The sequence below is a fragment of the Streptomyces sp. NPDC020996 genome, from assembly GCF_040641355.1.
Taxonomy (GTDB): domain Bacteria; phylum Actinomycetota; class Actinomycetes; order Streptomycetales; family Streptomycetaceae; genus Streptomyces.
In genome coordinates this window covers 23,426-41,555 of record NZ_JBFADM010000040.1, presented here as the reverse complement: position 1 = coordinate 41,555, position 18,130 = coordinate 23,426, and the positions used below count along the sequence as shown (strand labels likewise).

Below are 18,130 nucleotides of genomic sequence, written 5' to 3'. Positions count from 1 at the left end.
CCGGATCACTCCCGACCGAGGATCGCGGCGGCAGCCTCCACGCCCTCACGGGTGCCGATGACGATGAGGGTGTCGCCGCCGGCCAGCCGGAAGTCAGGTCCCGGTGAGGGGATCGCCTCGGCCAGGCGCAGCGCGGCCACGATCGACACTCCGGTCTGCGTCCGCATGCGGGTGTCGCCGAGCAGCCGCCCGTTCCAGTGCGAGGTGGCGGCCAGTTCGATCCGCTCGGCCACCAGCCCCAGCTCGGTCGTCGACAGCAGCCCCGCCCTGTGGTGCGCGGGCATCAGCGCGCCGACGAGCGCCTCCGCCTCCCCGGCCGACAGCCGGACGGACAGCGCGCAGGCGTCGGGATCGTCCTCGCGGTACGCGCTGAGGGTCCGCGCCCCGTCCCGGTGCGCGACCACGGACAGGCGCTGCTGCTCCCGCGTGGTCAGGTCGTAACGGACCCCGATGCCCGGCAACGGCGTACTGCTCATGCGCGTGGCGCCCACGGCTGCCCCCCTGTTCGAGACTTGGGTGTTTCTTGGGTGATTCTTTAACGACACCCTATCGGGCGGTGCCGGGGAGCCGGGCCTGGGCCGGTCTACAGGAACCGTCTGATCGGTGTGACGGCGGTCTCCCTGGCCCGCTGGAGCAGGGACCGGCGCCGCCACCGGGCGAGGTCCACCGGGGCGCTCCGTTCGCGGTCCGCGTCGAAGTCGCGGTCCAGGGCCGCGGTGAACTCCTCGTCCAGGACCGCGAGCATGACCTCCTCGTCGTGCTCCAGCGAACGCCGGTTGAAGTTGGTGGATCCGATCAGCGACGCGACGCCGTCGACCGTCATGATCTTCGTGTGGAGCATGGTCGGCTGGTACTCGCGGATCTCGACGCCCGCCGCCAGCAGCGTCTCGTAGTGCTGCTGTCCGGCCAGCCGGCAGGCCCGCTGGTCGGTGTGCGGGCCGGGCAGCAGGATCTGCACCCGCACCCCACGCCGGGCGGTGTCCGCGAGGAGGCCGACGAAGTAGTCGTCGGGGGCGAAGTAGGCGGTGGACAGCCGGAAGCGTTCCTCCACCGAGGCCAGCACCACCCGGATCAGAGTCTGCATGTCCTGCCAGCCGAAGCTGGCCGAGCCCCGCACCACCTGGACGGTCGCGCCGCCCACCTGCTCGTGCTCGATGAAGCGGTCGCGTTCGTCGTGGAGCGTGTCATGGCACTCGGCCCAGTTCTGCGCGAAGGCGGCGGCTATGCCGTCGACGGCCGGGCCCCGCACCCGGACGTGGGTGTCCCGCCACTCGCCGGGATGACGCGCGTCGCCGCACCACTCCTCGGCGATGCCGACCCCTCCGGTGAAGGCGGTGGTCTCGTCGACGACGAGGGCCTTGCGATGGCAGCGGTGGTTCTGCTTCAGCGGGGACAGCCGCACCGGCTTGCGGAACCACGCGACCTGCACGCCCGCGGCGTCCATGGCGTCGAGGAGGTCCTGCTCGATCTTCTGGGCGCCGAACCCGTCGAGGAGGAGACGCACCCGCAGTCCGGCCCGGGCGCGTTCGGCGAGGGCGTCCGCGAACTCGTGGGCGATATCGCCGCGCCAGTAGACGAAGGTCATCATGTCGACCGTGTGCCGCGCCGAGCGGATCGCCTCCAGCATGGCGGGGAAGATGGCGTCCCCGTTGCGCAGCGGCGTGAGGTCGTTGCCCTCCGTCGCGGCGATGCCGATGAGGCGTTCGAGCCGTCTTCGCAGCCGCTGCTTGCGGACGCGTGTGCGGTCCGTCGTGCCGTCGCTCGCGTCGGCCGTCGCAGCGGTCGCAGCGGTCGCCGTCGCCGTCGCCGCCGCCGACGTCGTCGCCGTCGTCGCAACAGTCGCAGCCGCGAGCGGCTCCGGCTTCGGCGACGGCGTGTCCGGTGTCTCCACCGACCGCAGGGTCATCTCCCGTGCTCCTCTCGTCCTCCACGCCGGGGCCGGCCACGGACGCGGTCCGCGGCGGGCGCGCGTACGTATACCCGGCATCGCCCCTCGTACGGCCCGTTCAGCGCGCCTCGTTTCCGCCGCCGGGCGCCGGGTCCGGACGGACGCCGGGCGCCGGGTCCGGACGGGCGCCGGGCGCCGGCTCCAGATAGACCTCGTCCGCGTAGCACCAGGCCCACGCCTCGCCGGGCTCGGCGGAGCACGCCACCGGGTGCCCGGTCTCCTCGTAGTGCGCGGTCGCGTGGGCTCCGGCGGAACTGTCGCAGCAGCCGACGTGCCCGCAGGTCAGGCACATCCGAAGGTGCAGCCAGGTCCGCCCGCGGGCCGCGCACCGGGCGCAGCCCGGCGGGCGCTCCGGCACGGCGACGGGAGCGGTCCCGCCCAGGTGAGCGCAGCCACGCCCCTCCGGCCGGCCGCCGTCCGGACGTACCCTCCACATGTCCATGGCTCCTCAGCCCTCCTCGTCCGCGCCCGCCGACAGGCACCGACAGTGATTCCGCCGCGGACCGGCCTCCGGTTGCGGCGTGTGCCCCGGCGAGTCGGGGGCATCAGGACCGCACGCACCGTGACGGATTCGACGATCCGAAGGGACGGCTCCCCGTGCTGGCGATCTTCTCCGCGGTCCTGTTCTTCATCGCGTTTCTCATCAACGCGGCCGACATATCGACCAACGACACCTTCACCTCGACCAACGTGATGCTGCTCGGCCTCACCGCGCTGGCCCTGCACCTGGCGGGCATCGGCAGCGCATGGCCCGTGCCGCGCCGCCGGCGCTGACACCGGGCCGCCGCACGGCCGAGGGCGAGAAAGCCTGTGACCTTCTCGGCACGTCCGCGTTAGGGTCGCCGTCATGACCGACGATCTGCGCTCCGTCACCGTCGAGCGGACCGGCCCCGGCCGCTTCACCGCCACCAACGCCCGCGGCGGCACGATCAGCTTCGGCACCGGTGCGGGTCCCGACGGGGCGGAGGAGTTCACCCCGGTCGAGCTGCTGCTCGCCGCACTGGGCGGGTGCACCGCGGTCGACGTCGACCTCGCCACCACCCGGCACGCGGAGCCCACCCGGTTCTCCGTCGCCGTGACCGGCCGGAAGACCGACGACGAACTCGGCAACCGGCTGACCGACCTCACGGTCACCTTCTCCGTCGCCTTCGAGGACGGCGCGGGCGCCGACCGCGCCCGCGCGATCCTGCCCCGCGCGGTCAGGACCTCGCACGACCGGCTGTGCACGGTCAGCCGCACGGTCGAGACCGGTACGCCGGTGACGGCGACGGTCGAGGACGTCTGAGGTCCGCCCATGGCCGCGGACGGACGCGCTCAGCGGCCGGCTCCGTCCGCGTGCCGCCGGTCGGAGTCCGGCCAGACGTAGGGCAGGTCGTCCGGCACTCCGGGAAACCTGGCGGCGTAGACGTCCGGGTCCTTGCGGACGAGGGCGGACCGGTGGCTGAGGTGGAAGGCCTCGTCGCCGAGCCACGGCGGCAGCTCGCCGGCCGCCGCCAGTTCCGCCTGGCCGCGCGGTGGAGTGCCGGGGCGGAAGGCGGCGAAGTCGGCCACCAGGGTGGCGGCGCAGCTGTCCTGGTGGCCCAGCTCGCGCCACACCCGGCAGACCTCCAGCCCGTAGCGCACGAGCGCCTCCTCGTACCCGGTCCACATGCGCACGGCGGGGTGGTGACGCCATCCGTACCCCGGGACGGTCAGGCCGCGCAGCACCTGGAGCGCCTCGACGCGCTGCTTGCCCAGCCGACGCCGGTCGAGTTCCAGCGCCGACAGCCGGAAGTCGGGGTGGGGCAGAAACGTCTGCATGGGGCGGTTTCCGTTCCGGGCCGGGAGGGCGGGGGGAGTCCACCGCGTCCGGGCCCGCTGCCTGCGCCTACGCCTGCTTCTTCCGCTTCAGGGCGGACGGCTTGTGCACCGCCGACCGGCCGGACTTGTCGCTGCGGACCTGGTACTGGGGGTCGTCGGGCGAGGCGTCGACCGGGCGTCCGGCCGCCTCCGTCCGCTCGGTGATCTTCTGCTCGACGGTGCCGGTGGTCTCGGTGCCGTGCGTGCGCCAGGCGACCTTGTCGCCCTTGCGAGGTTCCTCCTCCGTTCCCCCCGATGCCTTCTCCGATGCCTTCTCCGAGTCCTTCTTCGGTGAGCTGTCCCTGTCCTTGGCCATGGGCCGGCCTCCTCGTGGGCGGGGTCGGGCACGTCCGCGGTCCACTCTGACGGCGGTCACCCCGGGACGCACCTCGACGGGTTCCCGGTCACCGGCCGAGCATCCAGGCGCGGGTGCCGAACATCGCGCACGCCTGTGAGGCGAGCGCGGCGGCTTCCCGCAGGGCCGTGACGAAGACCCGCGTCGTCAGGGGGCCCTGGGCGGCGAGGCGGTGGGCGAGGGCCCCGTGCAGGACGTCCCCTGCGCCGAGCGTGTCCGCCACACGGACGGCGGGCACGTCCACGGTGCCGCCTCCCTCGGGTCCCGCCCACACGATGGACCGCCCGCCGCGGCTGACCGCCGACCAGGTGACGCCGTGGGCCCGCAGGAACTCCAGCACCTGCGTGGGCGAGCCCGTGCCGGGCGGGTGGAAGTCGGCCGAGCAGACGGCGACATCGGTCAGGGGCAGCAGGCGGTCGGTGCCGTCCTTCCAGCTTCCGCCGTCGTAGAGGACCGGGCGGCCGGCGGCACGTGCGGCGCGGGCGGCCGCCAGGGCCAGCCGCGGATGGTGGCCGTCGGACTCGACGATGTCGCAGCCGGCCACCAGCTCGTCGAGGCCGTCGGGCGGGAGCAGCCGGTGCCGCGCCGCGTTGGTCGAGGCGACCGCGCGCTCCCCGCTGGAGGCGGTCACCAGGATCGAGGACACGGCCGGTGGTCCGGGCGAGTCGGCCGCCAGGTCCGTCACGCGCACGCCCAGCCGGGCGAGGTCCGTCGCGGCGGCCACGCCCAGGGGGTGCCGGCCGATCGCGGTGAGCAGCGCGGCCGTACCGCCCAGGTGGCTGAAGACCGCCGCCGCGTTCGCCGCCGGGCCTCCCGCGGCGACGACCTGCTCCCGCGCGGTCACCTTCTCGTCCGGACCGGGCGGACGGTCGACGAGCTGGATGACGTCCAGGGTGCACAGGCCGACGAAGAGACCCGCGGGCCGCTTCCGCGTCGCCGACGTCACCCGCGGCACCTCCTCGTCCCTGGGTCTCCCGCCCGGTTCCCCTGCCTGGGCCTGCGGTCAGTGTAGGAACGGACGGCCGCCGCGTGGGCGTGGCAGTTGCGGGCGGGACGGCGGGACGGTCACCGTCGGCGCAGTGCCGGGTCGAGGAGGGAGGGCGGGGTGTCGTTCTTCTCGTGGGGGGCGAGGTCGACGCCGGGGGCGACGACGGCGTCGATCGCGTCGAGGACGTCGGCGGACAGCACGGTGTCGGCGGCGGCGAGCTGTGCGCGCAGGTGGTCCTGCGTGCGCGGGCCGATGAGCGCGCTGGTCACGGCCGGGTGGGCGGTCACGAATCCGAGCGCGAGCTGGATCATGGTCAGGCCGGCCTCGTCGGCGATCCGGGCCAGCCGCTCCACGGCGTCGAGCCGGGCCCGGTTGGCGGGCAGGGTGGTGTCGAACCGCTGCGGCATGAACGTCGAACGGTTGGTGGTGATCTCCCGGCCCTCGCGGATCGCGCCCGACAGCCAGCCGGAGGCCAGCGGGCTCCACACCAGCACGCCGAGGCCGTACTCCTCGGTCACCGGCAGCACATGGGTCTCGGCCCCGCGCTGCAGGACGGAATAACTGGGCTGCTCGGTGACGTACCGGCCCAGGCGGTGCTCGCGGGCCGCCCACTGGGCCTGCACGATGCGGTGGGCCGGGAACGTCGAGGAGCCGAAGTAGCGGATCTTGCCCGCGCGTTGCAGGTCGGTCAGCGCCGACAGGGTCTCCTCGTCGCCGGTGTTCGGGTCCCACCGGTGGATCTGGTACAGGTCGATGTGGTCGACGCCGAGACGGCGCAGGCTGTCCTCCACCGCGGTGACCAGCCAACGGCGCGAACCGCCCTGGCTGTTGCGCCCGTCGCCCATGGGCAGTCCGGCCTTCGTGGCCAGCACGACGTCGTCGCGGCGTCCGGCGATCGCCTTGCCGGTCATCTCCTCCGATTCGCCGTCGCCGTACTTGTCGGCGGTGTCGATGAGGTTGATCCCGGCATCGAGAGCGGTGTCGACGAGGGCGGTGACCTCGTCCTGGGTGGTCCGTCCGATCCTGCCGAAGTTCATCGCGCCGAGCGCGAGGGAGCTGACCTGAACGCCGGTGCGGCCCAGGGTGCGGTACTGCATGGCGGTGTTCCTCCGGGAAGGGGTGGGGTGCGGGCGGGGGCACGGCTTGGCCGGGGGTTCCCGCTCTGGCATCATGAGAAAGCGGAACGTCGTTCCGGAAATGAAGATACGGAACGTTGTTCCGTTTAGCAAGGCCCGGCTGTGGAAGGAGTGCGCCGTGAACGACGGCGAGGAGGGCGCGGGGCGCGCGGCCCCGTCCAGGCGGGCGGACGCCCGGCGCAACAAGGAGACGCTGCTGGACGCGGCCGCCGCGGTCTTCGTCGCCTCGGGCGTGGAGGCGCCGGTGCGGGACATCGCGGCCAAGGCCGGCGTCGGACTGGGCACGATCTACCGGCACTTCCCGACGCGGGCGGACCTCATCATCGCCGTCTACCGGCACCAGGTCGAAGCCTGCGCCGAGGCCGGCCCGGCTCTGCTGGCGAGCTGCGCGACCCCCTACGACGCGTTGCGGGAGTGGATCGACCGCTTCGTCGAGTTCCTGGTCACCAAGCACGGCCTCGCCGCCGTGCTGCGGTCCGACGACGCCGGCTTCGAGGCGCTGCACGCCTACTTCCTCGACCGCCTCGTGCCCGTGTGCGCCCGGCTGCTCGACGCCGCGGCCGACGCCGGCGAGATCAGCCCCGGCATGGACGCCTTCGCGCTCATGCGTGGCGTCGGCAACCTCTGCATCGGCGCGGAGAGCGATCCCCGCTACGACGCGCGCCGGCTGGTCGGACTCCTCGTCGCGGGACTGCGGCGGAGCTGACTCCCTGTCTGACGTACCGTCAACCTGTGGTCGTACAAGGTGACGTGTCCCTAGGATGGACTGCCTCAAGGGCGAGGTCGCCGGGTGCGCGCAGGGAGTTGGGGAGACGATGGAGTCCGGGAAGCAGCAGCTGTCCACCAAGATCGATGCCACGGTGCCGACGGCTGCGCGCATGTACGACCACTACCTCGGCGGCAAGGACAACTACGCCGCCGACCGGGCCGCCTGCGAGGAACTGGACAAGGTGGTGCCGAGCACGCGGGCGCTGGCCCTGAACAACCGGCGCTTCCTGCAGCGCGTGGTCAGGACGCTGGCCGAGGAATACGGCATGCGGCAGTTCCTCGACCACGGATCCGGGCTGCCCACCCAGAACAACGTGCACCACGTTGCCCAGGCGGTCGACCCGTCCTCGCGGGTGGTGTACGTCGACATCGACCCGATGGTCCTGGTGCACGGCCGGGCCCTGCTGGAGCAGAACGAGCGCACCGCCGTCATCCAGGCGGACTTCCGCGACACCGAGAGCATATTGTCCCACCCCGACACCCAGCGGCTGATCGACTTCTCCCAGCCGGTGGCGGTGCTGTTCAACTCGGTGTTCCACTGCATCCCGGACAGCGACACCGACGGGCCCCTCGCGGTGATCCGGCGGGTGACCGAACGGCTGGTGCCGGGCAGCCATCTGGTGATGTGCCAGCTGGTCAGCGACGACCCCGAGGTGCGGAAGTTCGTCACCGACTTCATGGGGCAGGTTACGCAGGGCAACTGGGGGCGGGTGCGCGAGGAGAAGGACGTCGCGGAGTGGTTCGACGGCATGGACATCCTCGAACCGGGCCTCGTGGAGGTGTCCACCTGGCGCCCCGACACCGAGGTGGCGCCCCGTCAGCTCACCCAGGAGTGGATCGAGTTCGGGGGAGTGGGGCGCCTGCGCTAGCCGGTCTCCCGGTCACGTCTCCGCGTACCGCTGGACTGCTGTGTCGCGGAGGCGGGCCAGGGACTCGCGCGGGTTGAGGGCCTCGTCGGCCAGCCGGTCCAGAGTCACCCGGTACTCCTCCGTCTCGTCTCGGTCCTCCAAGAACGTGGCGCTCCTGATGTGCTCGAGGTAGACGACGTCGGGCAGGTCGGCGCCGCCGAACCGCAGATAGGTGACGGGGATGGCGGGCGCGGAGGCGTTCGTGACGTCCAGCGGCACGATCTGGAGCGTCACGTGCGGCAGCCGGGCCATCCTGATCAGGTGCTCGAGCTGCTCCCGCATCACCTCTCGGCTGCCCAGTACCCGCAGCAGCACCGACTCGTCGATGATCGCCCACAGCTGTGGCGCATCCGGCCGCTCCAGCAACTCCCGCCGCCGCATGCGCAGTTCGACGCGGCGCTCGACCTCGCGGCCCGTCGCCGTGGGCAGCCCGCGCTCCACCACGGCGCGCGTGTAGGCCGGCGTCTGCAGCAGTCCGGGCACGTACTGGATCTCGAACGTACGGATGGCGTCGGCCGCCTCCTGCAGCCCGACCAGCCGGTCGAACCACTCCGGCATCAGCCGCTTGTCGAACCGCTGCCACCATCCCGGCTCCCCGGCCCGCCGCAGCAACTGCAGCAGCACCGACGTCTCGTGCTCCCCGGTCTTGTAGAGCTCCAGAAGCGCGCGGACGTCCGCCTCGGTGGGCGGCCGACGGCCCTTGCCCGCCTCGATCCGCGACAGCTTCGCCGCGCTGAAGCCCACCGCGCGGGCGGCCTGCTCCTGAGCGAGGCCTGCGTCCTCCCGGAGGCCTGCCAACTGCACGCCGACCAGCATCTTCAGCAGGGTCGGGGCGGGTTCGGCGCGGCTCAGATACGTTTCCAGGCGGGAGATACGCGGTGACTCGGAGGGCATCCTGACTCCCGGTGGGCAGACGGCGACAGGACGCATTATCGCACTGCGGGACTCACTGTCGCATGCACCGACCGAAGCGGAGCGCCGCTGTCCGCCTCCCGGCTGGCGGAGAACGGGCCGTCTCGGGGCCGCGGAGAACGGGCCGCCTCGGGGCCGCGGAGAACGGGCCGTCTCGGGGCTGTGTCCTGGCCGTCGCCGGGTGTGGTGGCGGTCGTGTCTCCGGGTCACAGAAGATGGTCGAACTCGCCCTCCTTCGCGCCCGCGAGGAAGGCGGCCACCTCGGCCGGCGTGTAGATCAGCGCCGGCCCGTGCGGATCACGGGAGTTGCGCATGGCGATGCCTCCGCCGGCCAGGGCCGCGACCTCGACGCAGTTGCCCTCGGCGTTGCTGTGGCGGCTCTTGATCCAGTCGACGCCCAATGAACTCGCCCGCACCCCGTTCGGAACCGATGCCACGGCGTCCTCCTCCACGTGTTCCGTCACGCCGGCCGCCCTGAAGCGGCGTGCTCCGCGTGACGGCTCCTTCACCCGACCGTGCGCAATTTCCCGTGAAATTGCACGAAGTCGCTGACGGCGTGGATAATAACCAAGGCGTCAACCGCCGCGCTGACGCTTTGTCCTGACGTCACCTCAGGGAGGCGCTGTGTCGCTGCCCGTGCACCCAGCACCCTGGTCGGGGCCTGGTGCGGAAGTCCCGCCCGCCCGGCCGGCGAAGCGGCCCCCACCGGCCGGTGCTCCCCGGCGCGACGCACCGCTGACCGCCACCCTGTGGCTGACCGGCGACGACCACGGCTGCGCCGGGGCACGGGACTTCACCGGCCGCACCCTCGCCGCCTGGGAGCTGGAGCAGTGCCGTGACGACGCGCTCGCCGTCGTCAGCGAACTCGTCGGCAACGCCGTGCTGCACGCCCGGCCGCCCACCCCGGCCGACGAGACCGCCTTCGAGGCGCGACTGAAGCTCACCCTGCGCCCCCGCCACCTGGTGTGCGCGGTCACCGACCGAAGCGACAGCCTGCCCCTGTACCGGCCCCTGACCAGCCCGCTGCAAGAGTACGGACGCGGCCTGCACATCGTCGAGGCCCTGTCCGAACACTGGGGCTGGACCAGGGGCAACCCCACCGGCAAGACCGTCTGGGCCATGCTGCCCACCCGGTCGTGCCCCTGAGACGACGGCACGGAGAAGAGCCATGACAGGCGTCCCGACGCAGACGAAACCTGCCCCGGTGTTCGGGGACTTGGCGCGCGTGCCCTGGAGCGAGATCGAGGACGCCACCGGGTCCGCCGCGGCCATCCCGTTCCTGCTCGCCGCCATCGCCTCCGGCGACCCGGCCGCCGCCGACACCGCGCTGGACAGACTGCGCCACCGCATCTGCCAGTACGGCTTCGTCGTCGGCCAGGCCACCGCCGTCACCGTCCCCTTCCTGTGGGACCTCGCCCAGCGCCCCCAGGTCACCTGCCGGGCGCGGATCCTGCGGCTGCTGAGGAACATCGCGGACGCGCGGCAGTGGGAGACCACGGCCGCCGCCTACCCCAAGCTGCGCCGTCACCACAACGACTACGTCGAATGGGAGTCGGCGGCCCGCCGCGCCGTACGCGACCAGAGCGGCGCCATCCCGCGCCTGCTCGCCGAGCGGAACACCGAACTCGTCCAGGCCACCCGGGAACTCGCCTCCGCCCTGGCCCGCTGACGGCCACCGGGCCAGGGCGCGGCGGTCACCGGCCCGCCTGCGGCGCCGGTCTCATCTCCGGTACCTGTCTCCCCTGTGGCAGGTGCGCGCCACCAGCACCGCGGTCATGACCATTACCAGGGCGGCGACGGCGGCCCAGGGAGGGACGACGCCCGCCGACGGCTGAAGGGCAAGGGTGTGGGTGCTCACGTGAGCCTCCGTGGGTGAGCTCGATGGGTGGTGGGGTGCGTGACCGGGCCGGGGCCTACGGCAGCGGCGTGCCGCCGGTGGCGTTGAGGATCTCCGCGGTGACGAAGCTCGCGTCCTGGGAGGCGAGGTAGACGTACGCCGGCGCCAGTTCGGCCGGCTGCGCCGGACGGCCCAGCGGGCTCTGCTTGCCGAACTCCGCGGTGTCGGGCATCGTCGCCGGGATCAGCGGCGTCCACACCGGGCCGGGCGCGACCGCGTTGACGCGGACGCCGCGCTCCGCGACCATCTGCGCCAGGCCCTGGGTGAAGGTGACGATCGCGCCCTTGGTCATCGCGTAGTCCAGCAGGTGCGGGCTGGGCTTGTACGCCTGCACCGACGCGGAGTTGATGACGCTGCCGCCCGCGGGGATGTGCGGCAGGGCGAACTTGGTCAGCCAGAACATCCCGTAGAGGTTCGTGCGCAGCACCCGGTCGAACTGCTCGCTCGTGATGGCCTCGATGCCGTCCGGCTGCGACATCTGGTAGGCGGCGTTGTTCACCAGGACGTCGATGCGCCCGAACTCCGCGACCGCGCGCTCGATCAGCGCCCGGCAGTTGTCCTCCTCGCGGATGTCGCACGAGACGGCGACCGCCTTGCGGCCCGCCTCCTCCACCAGCCGGGACGTCTCGCCTGCCTCGTCCGCCTCCTGCTCCAGGTGGGTGAACAGCACGTCGGCGCCCTCACGGGCGTAGGCCAGCGCGACGGCCCTGCCGATGCCGGAGTCCCCGCCCGTGACGACCGTCTTGCGGCCCTCCAGGCGCCCGGAACCGCGGTAGGACTCCTCGCCGTGGTCGGGCGGCGGGTCCATCGGGCCGGTCCAGCCCGGATGCGGCTGGTCCTGCGAGGGGAAGTCAGGCCGGGGGTGCTGCGTGGTCGGGTCCTGCTGGGCGTCCCGCTCGTGGCTCACATCGGCCTCCTCATCGGTTCGGGATTCGCTCGGGCGTTGTGCCCGGGCCACCGGGTTCCCTGATCAAGCCCGTCGAAAAGCCCTCTTCGGCCGCGCGGCCGGCCGGGCGGCCCAGGACCCGATGGAGGCCGGACCCGCGACGCCGACGCCGTACAGCACCACGACGGCGACGCCGTCGACCCCATCCGCAGGTACTGGCGGTGCGGCCGGAAGACCGGACCGGCGACGTAGACGGAGGCCAGGACGATCCCGAGGGCGGTGGGGCAGACGTCGGTGTGGTGCGCGGCGGGCAGGACGAAACCAGCTTGGGAACGGCGAAAGGCCCCGCGTACCGCGGACTTCCAGCCCAGGGTGAGCGCCGGCGGCGCCGACCACGACCGTCTGGGGCAGGTACGAGGCCGCGGGCTCGCACACGCCCGATCGCCCGGCACACCGCGGGGGAACCGCCTCGCCCTCCAGCAGACCGCCTTCGGCCGGCGGACCGGGTGCGTCCGGGGGACGGCACGCCGACGGCGGCGTCCGCGGGGCCCGGACCGGGCACCGGTGCGGACGTGCCTCGCACAGCACCCGTACACTCCGCCACGTTCAGTGCGGGGGCCGGCACGTCGCGTAGTCGACGATCCGGGTGAGATCGAACGACCTGCCCAGGTCCACCGCGTCGTCGTAGGCGTCCCCGCCCAGCGCGGCGCGGGCGCGGTCCGCCGCAGTCCGCCGCAATGACTCGTCCGGCCGGTAGTACCCGTACACGTCGGAGCCGACGGCCTCGCGCAGCGACTGGGCCGCGCCGAGGAGGACCGCCACCCGCGCCGACTGCCCCGCCGCGTCCTCGACCACCGCCAGCACGTCCAGGAAGTAGGCCAGATTGGCGAGGTCACGGGTCTGCTCCGAGAGCCGGACGCCCTCCTCCAGATGCGCCCTGGCCCGCTCGTGGTCGCCCTGTTCGATCCGCGCCTGGGAGAGGTTGAACAGGGCGACGTAGATCGCCAGGCGGTCGCCCCGGCGGCGGGCGGCGGCGAGCCCGCGCTCGATGTGCGGCACGGCCTGTGCGGGCCCGGTCTCCAGCATGACCGCGGTGCCCAGCCACACATGGATCAGTGCGCCGATCCACTCGCTCCTCGCCCCCGCGCGCTCCGCCACGGGCACCGCCCCGCGCAGCAGGCTCGCGGCGGTCCAGGGATCGCCGGTGGCCAGCGCGCACAGCGCGATGCCCGGCAGGGACAGTGCCTGCCCTTCGAGGTCCCCGGCGGCCTCGGCCTGCCCGTATGCCTGCCGCCAACGGCCCCTCGCCACCTCGTAGTCGCCCTGCGCGAAGGCCATGGAGGCGGCAGAGCACAGGACCCGCGTGTGCAGCGGACCGGACAGTGGACCTTCGAGGACCGCCTCCAGCGTCCGGCGGCCGTACAGCAGATGGCCCCGCAGCCACCAGTACAGCCACAGGGCCCAGCACAGTCGGCCCGCGGTCTCCGCCGAGCCGTCGCAGAGCGCCCAGTGGATCGCCCGGGTCATGTTGCCGTGCTCGGCGTCGGTCACCTCCAGCCAGCGCACCTGGTCGGCTCCCCGGTATTGCGAGGCGGCCCGTTCGGCCAGTTCCAGGCACCAGCCGACATGCGCGCGCTCCGCGTTCCGCGCCTCGGCGGGGTCGGCGTCCAGAAGGGTCCGGGCGTACTGGGCTGTCGGTTCCAGCAGTCGATAGCGGAGCGGTGCGCCGGCCGTGCTGCCCGAGTCGACGACGACCAGGGACTGCGTCACGAGGGCTTCGAGGGCGGGGAGCACTCCGCTGCCGGTGCCGCGAGGAGTGCCGGGGCCCCGCGGGCCGGCGTGATCACGGCCTCCGTCGGCACGGCCACCGGACTCGCCGGTTCCCACCGCCTCTGCCGCCTCCAGGGTGAAACCGTCGCAGCACACGGCGAGGCGTCTGAGCAGTCGCTGCTCGGCCTCGCCCAGCAGGGAAAAACTCCAGTCGAGGGTCGCCCGCATGGTCCGCTGGCGCTCCGGCAGGTCGGGGTCGCCACCGCCGGACATCGCCTCGTCGAGCCGGGCGAGAAGCAGGGAGGGATCCAGGAAACGCATCCGGGCCGCAGCGATCTCCAGGGCCAGCGGAATGCCGGCGAGCCGGGTGCAGACGGCGGCGACGGCCGGGGCGTTCTCGGACGACAGCCGGAATCCGGGTGACACGGCCCGGGCTCGCTCCACGAACAGGCGCACCGCCGCGGTGGCGATGTCCTCGACCGCGGTCTCACCGGCGGTGGGCAGTGCCAGCGGCCGTACCGGGTATTCGGTCTCCGCGCCGACCCGCAGCGCGGCCCGGCTGGTCACCAGTACGCTCAGCCGCGGGCAGGCGGCGATCAGCCGGGCCACTTCCGGTGCGGCGGGAGCCAGATGCTCGAAATTGTCCAGGACGAGCAACAACCGCCGCTCACGCAGCTGTTCGACGAGCGCCGAGGCGATGTCGCCGCCCTCGGCCTCTTCCACGCCCCGCAGGCCGACGCCGTGTCCGACGGCCGACAGCACGAGCCCGGGGTCGCCGACCGGAGCGAGCGGCACGAAGACGACCCCGTCGGGGAACTCGGCGGCCACCGCTCGGCACACCGCCACACCCAGCCGGGTCTTGCCGACCCCTCCGGTCCCGGTGAGCGTCACGAGACGGCGCTCCGGCCTTCGCAGCAGCGCACAGACCTCGGCGACCTCCCGATCCCGGCCGACCAGCGCGGTGCCGGGCGCGGCCGGCAGCCCCCGTACGGCCCCGTCGCTCTCCGTCGGGTTCTGCGGGTGCGGGTCGGCGCTCAGCCGCCGACAGCTCGCCTCCACCAGCGCGGCCAGGTCACCCGGGGTGGCGTCCAAGGCAAGTGCGAGCGACCGGATCGTGTGCGGATACGGGCGCTTGCGTGCCCCGCGCTCCAGCGCGCCGACGGCGTGGGCACTGACCCCGGCGCGATCGGCCAGTTCCTCCTGGGTCAGCCCGGCCCGCTCCCGCAGCGCCCGAAGCAGGACACCGAACGATTCCCGTCCCGGTGCGGTCGACCTGGTGTCCTCGATCATCACGCGCAAATTGTATGTACCTATGGACGCGTCGGCCCGGGGTGGCCACGGCACGTACCGGACCCACGCAGGGACCCGGCGCGGTGTGCGGCTTCCCCGGGAACTCAGGCCGCCGGTCCACCAGCGCGGCGCGGCACCGACCCGGCCGGTGCCGCGCGGAGCACGACGTCGGTGGCCGAGGAGTCCGTCGCCGGCACCACCGACGTCCACCGGGCCCGGACGCGTTCCATGACCTCGTCCTGGGACAGTGCGCGTCCCCGTTCGGCGGCCGGGCCGTACGCCGAGAGGAGGGTCTCCGTGCGGAGCCGGGCGGCGTACCGGCCGAGCCCGTCGGGGTCCATGGCCTGCGGGGAGACACCGATCCGGGTGCCGAATCCGGTGACCACGCCGGCCAGTTCGGCCGCCTGCACCGGGTGGCCGAGGCGCAGCAGCACCTGGGAGAGGGCGGCGACGCCGAGCAGCCAGAAGGTCGTGTCGGACTCCGTGTAGGTCTGCTCCACCAGCCGCAGCACATGGGGCAGCGCCACGTCGGGACGGTCCCGGTCGAGCTCGATCCCGGCCAGGTGCAACCGTGCCGTGCCCGCGACCAGCGCGTACCCGCACCCGTCCGCCGCGTCCAGCGCGGCCTCCAGATGGGCCGTGGCCGCGTCCGGCCGTCCCGCGTGGCGCTCGATGTCCCCCAGACACAGCAGCACCTCGGCCACGAGCTGTGGGGAGCCGGTGGCACGGGCCATCTCCAAGGCCCTGGACGCGCGCCTGCGGGCCGGCTCCGGCAGACCCGAGAGCGCCTCGAAGCTGGAGGTGGTGGCCATCACCCAGGCGGCGGTCCCGAGGTCGTCGGCCAGCGCCGCGTGGAAGCCGGCCCGGTGCAGGGCGTCGACCACCGAGTCGTGAGAGCCGTCGAGGTACCGCAACAGGGCGAGGCCCGCGGCCGCGCGGGCGTACAGGGAGTGGTCGACGGCCTGTGGTTGCCCGGGGGGCGCACCCTCCCCGGTCCTCGGCCGCGGTGCGGTGCGGTCCACGCCGCGCGGTCCCCCGGGCGGTGTGTCGTCGAGCACCGGCGCCAGGTGGCGGATCCCCTCCATGACGTTCCCCCGCCGGTACCAGAAGCCGGCAAGTCCGGCGGCGATGCGCAGCGCCTTCGTCGTCTCGCCCGTACCGGCCGCGGTGCCGAGCGCCGCGCGGATGTTGAGAAGCTCGTCGTCGAGCCTGCGCATCCACGCGGCGGCACGCGGACCGCGCAGATTCTCGTACGCCTCCTCCGCCAGGCGTACGGCCCAGTCCAGCCGGCGCGCGACCGCCTCCTCGCGCCGGTCCTCGGGAGCGTGCCGCAAGGCGTACTGGCGCAGAGTCTCGAGTATCCGGTAGCGGCGTGGATCACTGCCCGCGACGACCATGACCAGCGACTTGGCGACCAGCCGTGTCAGCTGCGTCACGATGTCGTCCCGTCCGGTGACGTACCGGGCCGCCGCCAGATCGAAGCCGCCCCGGAAGACGGCCAGCGCATCGAGGACCTCGCGCTCCTCGGCGGTGAGCAGCGCGAACGACGACGCGACCGCCGCGAGCAGGGTGGTGTGCCGTTCCGCGCGGTCACGACGGCCGGTGCGCAGCAGGACGAAGCGCTCGTCGAGACGGTCGGTGAGGTGCTCGGCGATCTGCCGCACCGACAGCACCCCGCACTGGGCGGCGGCGAGTTCGATGGCCAGCGGCATACCGTCCAGTTTCCTGCACAGCTCGGCGAGCAGCGTACGTTCGGCCGGATCGGAACGCCGGCCCGGTTCGGCAAGCGCGGCGCGGTCCAGGAAGAGCGCGACGGCGTCCGAGTCCTCGCCGGTCGGCAACGGCGGGACCTCGTAGACGTACTCGCCGTCCAGGCCGAGGGACTCCTGACTGGTGGCCAGCACGCGCAGACCGGGGCAGGCCGCCAGCAGGTGCGGGACGAGGCCGGCCACGGCGTCCACCAGGTGTTCGCAGTTGTCGAGCACGAGCAGGGTCCGCCGGTCGCGCAGAGCGGCCACGAGGTCCGGTACGCCGCGCGGCGCGGACATCCCGAGGGCGGTGGCCGTGGCGTGGGGCAGCAGGGCGGGGTCCGACAGCCCGGCCAGCTCGACGAGCCAGGGGCCGTCCAGGTCGTCGCGCGCCATGGCCGTCTCCAGGGCGAGCCGGGTCTTGCCCATGCCGGCGGCCCCGGTGAGGGTCACGAGCCGGTGCGTGTCCAACAGCGCTTGCACGGCGGCCAGTTCATGCCCCCGCCCCACCAGGCTGCCGGGCAGCCTGGCCGGGAGGTTGGTGTCGGCGCGGACTCCGGCCGGGGCTGCGGGCGAGACGCTGCCGGGTGCGCCGGCGGTCGGCGGCTCTGCCGACGTGACGCTCGTCGGTGTCGGTGTCGGCAGAGGATGCGGTGGTGGTGGCGGTGGCGCGGCGACCGTGTCGTCCTGTGCCAGCAGCGCGGCTTCCAGGCGCCGCAGGGACGGACCCGGGGCGATGCCGAGTTCGTCGGAGAGCGTACGGCGGGCGGTGCGCAGCGCGCCGAGTGCGTCACCCTGGTGCCCCGACCGGTACAGGGCCAGGGCCAGCAGCTCCCAGCCGCGTTCGCTCAGCGGGTGTTCGGCGGTGTGCTTGCGCAGGTCGCCGGCGACCACGGCATGGCGTCCCAGGGCGAGTTCGGCGGCGTACAGGTCCTCATGGGCGGTCAGCCGCAGCCCGTCCAGCCGGGCGACCTCCGGCGCGGCGAGGGCGATGTCGGCGAACTCGGCGTAGGCGGGGCCGCGCCACAGGGCGAGGGCCCGGCGCAGGGCGTCGGCCGCACCGGCCGGGTCGCCGGACTGCAGGAGCCGCTGCCCCTGTGCGGTGAGATCGGTGAAACGCTCGGCGTCCACGGCGTCCGCGGGCAGCCGCAGCGCGTATCCCGTGCCCTCGCGGACCAGGACGCGGGCGGCCTGCCGGGCAGCGCGTCCCGGCTCCAGCACCTTGCGCAGTTCCGCCACGTACGAGTGGAGGGTGGCTGCCGAGGGCGGGCGTCCCTCGCCCCATGCGTCGGCGACGATCCGGTCGGCCGAGACCATCCGCCCGCGCGCCGCGACGAGCACCGCGAGGACCGCGCGCTGCCGCAGTCCGCCCAGGGCCACCGCCCGCCCGCCGACCGTGGCCGACATGGGCCCGAGCACGGCGACCTGGACGTCCATCGTGTTCACCGGTCGTGTCCTTCTTCTTTCCGTTGTACGGAGGCAGCGTCCCATGCGCGGCCTACGCCCCCACGACTGAGGCCACGATGCGGACGCCACCGCCGGTTCCACGACCGCCCGTCGGCCTTCCCGACCTCGCAGCCACGGCCCGGTCCCGGCCCGCGCCATGTCGGGGAACGTTCTCGCAGCGTCCCTGACAAGGATGGCGGCGGCTTCGAGGTGCCGCATGTTTCTGTGCCCCGCCGCCC

General features: G+C 73.3%; 19 protein-coding genes. 6 read left to right on the top strand and 13 right to left on the bottom strand.

All coding sequences use genetic code 11. The features are described 5' to 3' along the window. Positions 1-5: 5 nt before the first annotated feature. From AB0G63_RS25165 to AB0G63_RS25155, 3 genes are all read right to left on the bottom strand, one after another. A complete protein-coding gene (locus AB0G63_RS25165; RefSeq protein WP_360754294.1) occupies positions 6-476 on the bottom strand; it encodes a TrkA C-terminal domain-containing protein in 471 nt (156 codons plus the stop codon). 107 nt (positions 477-583) lie between these two features. Further along, on the bottom strand, positions 584-1,906 hold the full coding sequence (locus AB0G63_RS25160) for a phospholipase D-like domain-containing protein (RefSeq protein WP_360754208.1): 1,323 nt from the start codon (positions 1,904-1,906) through the stop codon (positions 584-586). 100 nt (positions 1,907-2,006) lie between these two features. Next, positions 2,007-2,384, bottom strand: a complete 378-nt coding sequence (locus AB0G63_RS25155; RefSeq protein ID WP_360754205.1) for a UBP-type zinc finger domain-containing protein — start codon at positions 2,382-2,384, stop codon at positions 2,007-2,009. A 161-nt stretch (positions 2,385-2,545) separates the two neighbouring features. Between AB0G63_RS25155 and AB0G63_RS25150 the strand changes: the two genes are divergently transcribed. Further along, entirely contained in the window at positions 2,546-2,722 is a 177-nt protein-coding gene (locus tag AB0G63_RS25150; RefSeq protein WP_360754202.1) for a hypothetical protein, read from the top strand. Between the two features lie 73 nt (positions 2,723-2,795). Continuing rightward, positions 2,796-3,233, top strand: a complete 438-nt coding sequence (locus tag AB0G63_RS25145; RefSeq protein ID WP_360754200.1) for an OsmC family protein — start codon at positions 2,796-2,798, stop codon at positions 3,231-3,233. Positions 3,234-3,262: 29 nt separating this feature from the next. Here the strand turns inward: AB0G63_RS25145 and AB0G63_RS25140 are convergent, their stop codons facing one another. The 4 genes from AB0G63_RS25140 to AB0G63_RS25125 form a co-directional block, all read right to left on the bottom strand. After that, positions 3,263-3,748, bottom strand: coding sequence for an MSMEG_6728 family protein (locus tag AB0G63_RS25140; protein ID WP_360754197.1), 486 nt, complete (start codon positions 3,746-3,748; stop codon positions 3,263-3,265). A 67-nt stretch (positions 3,749-3,815) separates the two neighbouring features. After that, entirely contained in the window at positions 3,816-4,103 is a 288-nt protein-coding gene (locus AB0G63_RS25135; RefSeq protein ID WP_360754194.1) for a DUF2945 domain-containing protein, read from the bottom strand. 88 nt (positions 4,104-4,191) lie between these two features. Then, on the bottom strand, positions 4,192-5,088 hold the full coding sequence (locus AB0G63_RS25130; RefSeq protein ID WP_360754192.1) for a PfkB family carbohydrate kinase: 897 nt from the start codon (positions 5,086-5,088) through the stop codon (positions 4,192-4,194). A gap of 119 nt (positions 5,089-5,207) precedes the next feature. Further along, positions 5,208-6,227 (bottom strand): aldo/keto reductase, encoded by a 1,020-nt coding sequence (locus tag AB0G63_RS25125; protein WP_360754189.1) that lies wholly within the window; start codon positions 6,225-6,227, stop codon positions 5,208-5,210. A 157-nt stretch (positions 6,228-6,384) separates the two neighbouring features. Between AB0G63_RS25125 and AB0G63_RS25120 the strand changes: the two genes are divergently transcribed. Both AB0G63_RS25120 and AB0G63_RS25115 read left to right on the top strand, forming a co-directional pair. Further along, positions 6,385-6,972 carry a TetR/AcrR family transcriptional regulator gene (locus AB0G63_RS25120; protein ID WP_360754188.1) on the top strand — a complete coding sequence of 196 codons (588 nt, stop codon included), beginning with the start codon at positions 6,385-6,387 and terminating at the stop codon, positions 6,970-6,972. A 109-nt stretch (positions 6,973-7,081) separates the two neighbouring features. After that, entirely contained in the window at positions 7,082-7,903 is an 822-nt protein-coding gene (locus AB0G63_RS25115) for an SAM-dependent methyltransferase (RefSeq protein ID WP_360754291.1), read from the top strand. A 12-nt stretch (positions 7,904-7,915) separates the two neighbouring features. On the opposite strand, the gene AB0G63_RS25110 is transcribed toward AB0G63_RS25115, so the two are convergent. Together AB0G63_RS25110 and AB0G63_RS25105 are read right to left on the bottom strand one after the other, a co-directional pair. Continuing rightward, positions 7,916-8,836 (bottom strand): helix-turn-helix transcriptional regulator, encoded by a 921-nt coding sequence (locus tag AB0G63_RS25110; RefSeq protein WP_360754185.1) that lies wholly within the window; start codon positions 8,834-8,836, stop codon positions 7,916-7,918. Positions 8,837-9,060: 224 nt separating this feature from the next. Beyond that, entirely contained in the window at positions 9,061-9,291 is a 231-nt protein-coding gene (locus AB0G63_RS25105) for a DUF397 domain-containing protein (protein WP_324789546.1), read from the bottom strand. A gap of 187 nt (positions 9,292-9,478) precedes the next feature. Here AB0G63_RS25105 and AB0G63_RS25100 point away from each other — a divergent pair, with 187 nt between their 5' ends. Continuing rightward, entirely contained in the window at positions 9,479-10,000 is a 522-nt protein-coding gene (locus AB0G63_RS25100) for an ATP-binding protein (protein WP_360754182.1), read from the top strand. A 22-nt stretch (positions 10,001-10,022) separates the two neighbouring features. After that, positions 10,023-10,523, top strand: coding sequence for a hypothetical protein (locus tag AB0G63_RS25095; protein ID WP_360754179.1), 501 nt, complete (start codon positions 10,023-10,025; stop codon positions 10,521-10,523). 51 nt (positions 10,524-10,574) lie between these two features. Here AB0G63_RS25095 and AB0G63_RS25090 read toward each other — a convergent pair whose 3' ends face one another. From AB0G63_RS25090 to AB0G63_RS25075, 4 genes are all read right to left on the bottom strand, one after another. Next, positions 10,575-10,712 carry a hypothetical protein gene (locus AB0G63_RS25090; RefSeq protein ID WP_360754177.1) on the bottom strand — a complete coding sequence of 46 codons (138 nt, stop codon included), beginning with the start codon at positions 10,710-10,712 and terminating at the stop codon, positions 10,575-10,577. 55 nt (positions 10,713-10,767) lie between these two features. Continuing rightward, the gene (locus AB0G63_RS25085; protein ID WP_360754174.1) at positions 10,768-11,658 is read right to left on the bottom strand and encodes an SDR family oxidoreductase; all 891 of its coding nucleotides are present in this window, start codon (positions 11,656-11,658) and stop codon (positions 10,768-10,770) included. 585 nt (positions 11,659-12,243) lie between these two features. Then, positions 12,244-14,697 (bottom strand): helix-turn-helix domain-containing protein, encoded by a 2,454-nt coding sequence (locus AB0G63_RS25080; RefSeq protein WP_360754288.1) that lies wholly within the window; start codon positions 14,695-14,697, stop codon positions 12,244-12,246. 104 nt (positions 14,698-14,801) lie between these two features. Beyond that, the gene (locus AB0G63_RS25075) at positions 14,802-17,882 is read right to left on the bottom strand and encodes a BTAD domain-containing putative transcriptional regulator (RefSeq protein WP_360754285.1); all 3,081 of its coding nucleotides are present in this window, start codon (positions 17,880-17,882) and stop codon (positions 14,802-14,804) included. Positions 17,883-18,130: the final 248 nt, after the last annotated feature.